The organism is Mesorhizobium sp. M4A.F.Ca.ET.022.05.2.1 (genome assembly GCF_003998845.1).
Classification (GTDB): domain Bacteria; phylum Pseudomonadota; class Alphaproteobacteria; order Rhizobiales; family Rhizobiaceae; genus Mesorhizobium.
This window is the reverse complement of the sequence record NZ_RZOJ01000424.1, coordinates 1-5,172: the sequence shown is the minus strand read 5'-3', so window position 1 is coordinate 5,172 and position 5,172 is coordinate 1. Positions and strand designations below refer to the sequence as shown.

Annotated in this window: 1 protein-coding gene; it reads right to left on the bottom strand. The window is 63.1% G+C overall.

Translation table 11 applies throughout. From position 1 onward, the window contains the following. Positions 1 to 5,172 (bottom strand): hypothetical protein (locus tag EN745_RS36385; protein ID WP_210213780.1); only part of this gene is annotated, 5,172 nt, incomplete at both ends.

Genomic DNA, 5,172 nt, shown 5'->3' with positions numbered 1-5,172 from the left:
GACAGATAGTGACCGGAAACCGGGAAGACCTTGACGCCTTCACGAGTGATCGGCACATCGTATTCGGTGTCGGCGCGCAGCTCGATAGTCTGCTGCTGGTAGTAGTTGGCCGGCGTGAACACAGCCACGGCGGCGGTGCGAACCACACGCACGTCGTTCAGCGTGTCGCCCAGATGCGGCAGGATCTGCGCCACATTGGTGCCGGTGATCTGGATTGTGGTGTCCTTGGTGTCGTTGTCGCCGCGGATGATCGCGATCTTGAAGTCGCCGATCAGATTGTCGGTCGAGTCGAACAGGCGGATCCACTGCCCCTCGAGGAAACCGAATGCCAGCCAGCCATCGTCCTCTTCGCCAAGTCCGTCGATGGTCATCCGGTAGGTCGGAATACCTTCTTCCATGACCTGCTCGAAGCGGATATCGCCGGTGTACTCACCGTCCCGCGCCAGATCGGACAGGATGACGTCGGCCTGCGCGCCTGTCGTGGCGAACAGCTTGTCGACCTTGAAGAACTTTCCATCCGCATCGATCGAGGTGATGAAATAATCGCCGCTGTCGACGCCGGCATTGCCGATGCGTACCTGCTGGCCGACGAAGAACCCTTCATCAACGAAGCTGCCGAGATCGGCACCGACCCCGCGCGTGACCTTGCCCAGGCCACCATCGTTGGAGAAGACAAGATTGCCGTCGAATATCTGCGTTGGCCTGAGGCCGCCAATGATCTCGTACCCCGAGCCGGGCGTGACCGCGATCCCGTTGACGCTGACGACATCCGCCAGACCGTCGGTAAGCACCGCGACGTGAACGCTGGTCGACGGCGCCTTGGTCAGGCGGATCGTATAGTCGTCGGTGTCCGATCCGTCGCCGTTGAGCAGCGTATTGCCTTCACTCTCCAGCACGACCGCGCCGGCGCTGTCATTGTCGATAACGTCGATGTCGACATAGCCCGGGCCTGAGCGCAGGTTCGGGAATACGTAGTCGTGGTCGGCGTCGACCGTCAGCGCCTGGTCGAGCTGGAAGAAGATCGCCGCCGTATGCGGGTCCTCACGCGGGATGTCGTCGCGCGCTTCGATGCCGACGCGCACCGCATCGTCCCAGTTTCCGCTGTCGAAAGTAATGCGCCAGTAGCCGTCGGCACCCTTGAACATGCGGCCGTCGAGATCGTTCGGATCGTCGACGTCGTAGATCATGATGTTTTCGTCGCTGAATTCGTTGACGAACAACTTGACGACGATCGTGTCGGTCGCTTCGGGCGCCGTGGCTAGCTGTACCAGAAGTTCGTCATTCAGCTTGGTCGTGGCATTGCCTTCGATGACGAGCGAGCGGCGATCTTCGGTATTGGTGCCGGGCGCCACTTCGGTGACATAGATTCCGGGCGTGTCGTTGTCACGCAGGTCGACTTCGACGTTGCGCACATCCGCGGCGTCGAAGGGATCGCCGTCCGGATAGGCCGCCGCCAGCACTGCGGGTGCGACACCGCTGGTGTCGGAGATGACACTGTGCTGAATGACGACCACCCGATCGCCCTCGGCGCGCAGATCGTCGGGGGCGTAGAGGTACACGTTCTGCGCCGTGTCCCAGTTGGTGCTGTCGAAGGCGAGCACGATCGAGCGATCGTTGATGATCGTCGGAACGCCGTTGATCATGATGACATGCTGGAATTCGCCGTCGGTTCCCACGGCGCCGGGATCCAGCGTCGAAAGCCAGATCGTGTCGCCGATGCCATTCGGCAACGGTGCCGGGTTGATCAGGGTGCCGTCTTCTTCCTGCTGCGGCGAACGTGCCGCCGCAATCGTCACATAGACGATCTGGCCGGCCAGCGGCGCGACCGCCAGCCTGACAGTGTAGCTGTCGACATTGCGCGGTCCGCCTTCCCGAACAGCCGTGAAGCCGTCCGTTTCGTCGATGCGGACGATGCCCTCTTCGGGGCCTGCCACGTGATAGTCGAAACCGTCGACCAGGACGCCATCGTAGAGTGGATCGCCCGAGGTGACGAGGTGATCAACGGCGCCGGACGCGCCTTCGAGTTCGCGTGTGATGATGTCTTCCGTGACATCACCCGCGACATTGATCGTGTCGGAGCCCAGACCGCCGATAACGCGATAGGCCACGCCGAAAGCCGTCGACTGAACGAAGAATTCGTCGTCGCCTTCAAGTCCGTCCACCTCGACCACTTCGATCGTGGTGTAGCGAACATTGAGGCCGGCGCCGAAGATGCCCTTTTCGGTTATGGCGAAATCGTCGGCGAATTCGGTCCCGAGGATGACCAGCTTGTCAAAGCCGGTGCCGCCGTCGACCGAGACCGGCGCGTTGACATTGTATTGCACTTCGTCCTCGCCGCCGCCGGCGCGGATATCGGGCGCCCGCGCGACCGAGAAGCCGAGCCCGATGATCGGCTTGGCGACGCCAAAGTCGTCCAGCACGATGACGTCGTCGGTGTAGTCGTCCGGCGTCGAGTCAGCGTCGGCGAAATTGATCGCGCCATCGCCATTGGTGTCGAGCGTGACCGCCGGCAGGTCGTCCTGATCGATCGTGCCGTCACCGTTCCAGTCCTGGTTGGCGACCGCCGCGATGGCGAACGCGCGGACGATGAACAGGTCGTTGTTGTCGTCGCCCTCGAGCCGCAGCTCGGCCTGGTTGGAATAGACCCGGAATTCGTCGTTGCCGGTGCCGCCCTGCGCGACCATCGGCGCACTGATGCCGGGGCTCAACCAGCCGCGTGTCGTAGCCACCATGTCGGGGAACACGTCCTGGTCGAGCAGGCCGCCGCCGAAGAACGGCGTGACGCCGTTTTCCGGATCGCCAGTGCGCTTGTTGCCGAATATCTGGCCGATGTTGAAGGAGTCGTCGCCAGCGCCGCCTTGCAGCGAAACGATCGCCGAGGTGTCGTCGGAGTAGAAATTGTCGTTGCCGCCCTGCCCCTCGACGGTGATCCGGCCATTCAGCGCGGTGTCGTAATTGATGCGCGCGACCTCGTTCGAGGGCTCATTGTCCTCAATAGTGTCGGCATAGGTCTTGGGCTGCCCGTAGACCATGGCGACGTAGGCCGGACGGTCGGCGGATTCGTGCGGCAGGTAGTTGGCGCCGCGCAGGAGGAAGATGTCGTCGATCGGCTTGTTGCCGCCGACCAGACCATTCTGCGACGAGTTGTAGCCGAAGATGGCCAGTTCATCGACACCATCGATGGAGCGCCCGCTGTCGAGGATGTTGATGACGTAGTTGCGCTGGAAGTCGGTGCCTGCGGTGCCCTGGCCCGGATTGTTGGAGCCAAGGGTGTAGATCTCATAGACATCGGTGCCCGACACGCCGTCCAGCGTGAGCGTGTGCTCGGCCGCCGTCTGCATGTTCGGAGAGGTTTGCGTCGCGGTGTCCTGGAGGTAGTAGACGCGGAAGCGGTCTTCGCCATCGACGTTGTTTGCATTGAGGTCCTGGCTGCCATAGGCGCGCGTCTTCGAGCCGAGGAAGACGTAGCCGGGACTGCCGAGGGTGTTTGTGCCGCCGGCACCCGAGGTGTCGCCGAACTGAATCGTGTCGACATCGGTGTTGCCGAAGATCCGGGTCAGTACGGTCGGTCCGGTGACCGGGTCGGCCGTCAATGTCGGCGTTGCCGAGCCCACCGGCGCGCCGATCGTCTTGTTGCCCGGCGTCACTGTCGCGTTGGCGACGATACGGCCACGCAGCACCATCACGGTGCCGAAGGCGACATCCAGATTGACGAGCGCATGGATGACCTCGTCGGTCGCCGACACGTCGCCATAGATGTCGATGCTCTTGGCCGCCAGCGTCTCGCTGTTGGAGTCGAGCGTCACGTCGTCGCCTACGCGCAGCAGCACGGAACCCTTTTCGGCGAAGATCTGGCCATGCGTGATGACACGCGACGCATCGGGCTGGAAGGTCGGGAAGGTCGTGCCGTCTTCCCCGAAGCGGGCGCTGCCGCTGTGCAGCAGGTCGAGGTTCTCGCCCTGAGCCGAGGTTTCGCGCACCGTGATGCGGATATCGCCATCATAGGCGTGCGCCAGCACCAGCCGCAGATTGCCGGCGGTGCCGCCGGGAACCTCCGGCGCTTCGGCCAGGTAGATGTTGTTGCCGGCTTCAAGCGCGACGTCGTCATCGCTCGAACCGCGCGATGAATCGATCTCGAGATCGTTGGTAAAGGCGCCTATGGAGCCGCCACCATTGGCGTCGAGGTCGATGGTCTGACCCATCACGTCGGCAAAGTCGTCGCCGGCGCCGTTGTTGCGTGAATCCAGGATCGAGCCTGCGACGGTCCTCAGCGACACGTCACGGGTCGTGTGGACGGTATGAACATGCATGTCGCCGACGACTTCGTCGAGGAAGATGCCCAACGTCGAATCCGCGCTGATGTCGAAGGCTCGCAGCACGCCAAGCCCACCGACGCCATTGCGGTTATCAACGTTGATCTCGAGGAAATTGCTCGGCTCACCAATGCCGCCCAAGGGCGAGTTGATGTCAAGCAGCGTCGGGTTGAGCACCTGAGCAGCGACTTGGAAATGAGTCGGATTGAACAGCCCCACGCCAGCGGCCATGGTGATGTTGCGGCCCGAGACATCGGCCTCGATCAAGGCCGGGTCGCCATTGTCATCGCGCGCATCAAGGATGCGCCGCGGCGAATACAGCAGCACATCGGAGGCATTGGAGCGAATGCGCTCGACGCGCATGTCGCCGGTCTTTTCGGTCAGCGCGATGTAGCCGTTGGTCAGCACGTCGATGTCGCCATTGCCGGCGATCTCGGTAATGCCAAGCACGTTGACGGTGGTTGCCGCCGGCGCCGGATTGGCGGCCGCGACGATGATGTCGCCGCCAGCGACGACCGAGCCTGCTTGCAGCCCGGGCAGCGTGCGCAGGCCGGTTGTCGGGTCGAGGCCCCGGAAATCATAGGTCGACGCGACTTCCGTGTTGCCGGTGGCGAAGACGCCACGGCTCAGCGACGGGATGGCTCCCGCATCCGGCCGGAAGAAATTGTAGTAGGTCTGTCCGCCGGCAGGCAACGCCGGCGCCTTGACCAGCAAGCCGCCGGACTGACCGTGGCCGAACTGTTCAATGCTGGCTTGCAGCAGAACATCCGCCGTATTGCCGGCCTTGATCCGGTCGATCTCGACGACGTAGAAGCCGCCGACCGGCGCCTCGCGCAGCAGCGCCTTGAGGTCGAGGCTG